This is a genomic window from Mesorhizobium sp. M2A.F.Ca.ET.039.01.1.1 (genome assembly GCF_003998035.1).
GTDB lineage: Bacteria > Pseudomonadota > Alphaproteobacteria > Rhizobiales > Rhizobiaceae > Mesorhizobium.
The window spans coordinates 1-846 of record NZ_RZRY01001347.1 but is presented as its reverse complement, the minus strand read 5'-3'; the positions used below and the strand labels follow the sequence as shown (position 1 = coordinate 846).

Annotated in this window: 1 protein-coding gene; it reads right to left on the bottom strand. The window is 67.8% G+C overall.

The features are described from left to right. Positions 1-798: ROK family transcriptional regulator (locus EOA24_RS39780; protein WP_133375036.1), on the bottom strand; the 798-nt coding region annotated here is incomplete at its 3' end. Positions 799-846 lie beyond the last annotated feature (48 nt).

The following is an 846-nucleotide window of genomic DNA, read 5'->3' as shown; positions in this document are numbered from 1 at the left end:
GTGCGTCGCCACCGCTCGCTCGAAAGCGCCGGTGCGCAGCGATTCAGCCGCGAACGGATCGGCGCCGATCGGCATGAATCCGATCTCGCCCGCCGCATGGGTGGCGCCGCGCACCAGATGCCCGCCCAGCATCAGGCCGCTGCCGACGCCGGTGCCCAGCGCGATATAGGCAAGATTGTCGATGCCCTGGCCTTGGCCAAGCCAATTCTCGCCGAGCACGGCGAGATTGACGTCGTTCTCGATCATCACCGCGACACCGAGCGCCTTTTCGAAGGCGTCGAGGACATTCGTGGCGTCGAAGCCGGCAATGTTGGGCGCGAGCAGGATGCGGCCCGTCGCGGGGTCGGGCGCGCCCGGCGCGCCGATGACGGCAAGGCGGATCTTCTTGCGCGGGATGCGCTCCCGGGCAGCAGCCTGGAAGGCAAGCGCCGCGATCTGGTCGATGACGAACTGGCCGCCGCGCGGATCGGTCGGCGTCGCCGCCTCGGCGAAGATCTGGCAGGCGAGATCGGTCAGCGCCACGCGCACCTTGGTGCCGCCCAGGTCGACGGCGACGATGTAGGCGGCGTCGTGGACGAGCTCATAGGTGACGGCGGTGCGGCCGACATGGCCGCTGGTGCGGCCGGTCTCCTGCACCCAGCCTTCCTGCTCGAGCCCGCGCACGATCTCCGAGATCGTCTGCTTCGACAGGCCGGTGAGCTTCGAGATCGAGGCCCGCGAGATCGGTCCGCCCTGGACGATCGCCTCCATGACGGAGCGCTGGGAGAACTGGCGGGAGATACGCGGCAGGTCGCTCACATGCGCCTCGATTAATTCGTTCTGTCACCGAACTTATTGGTGAAACGA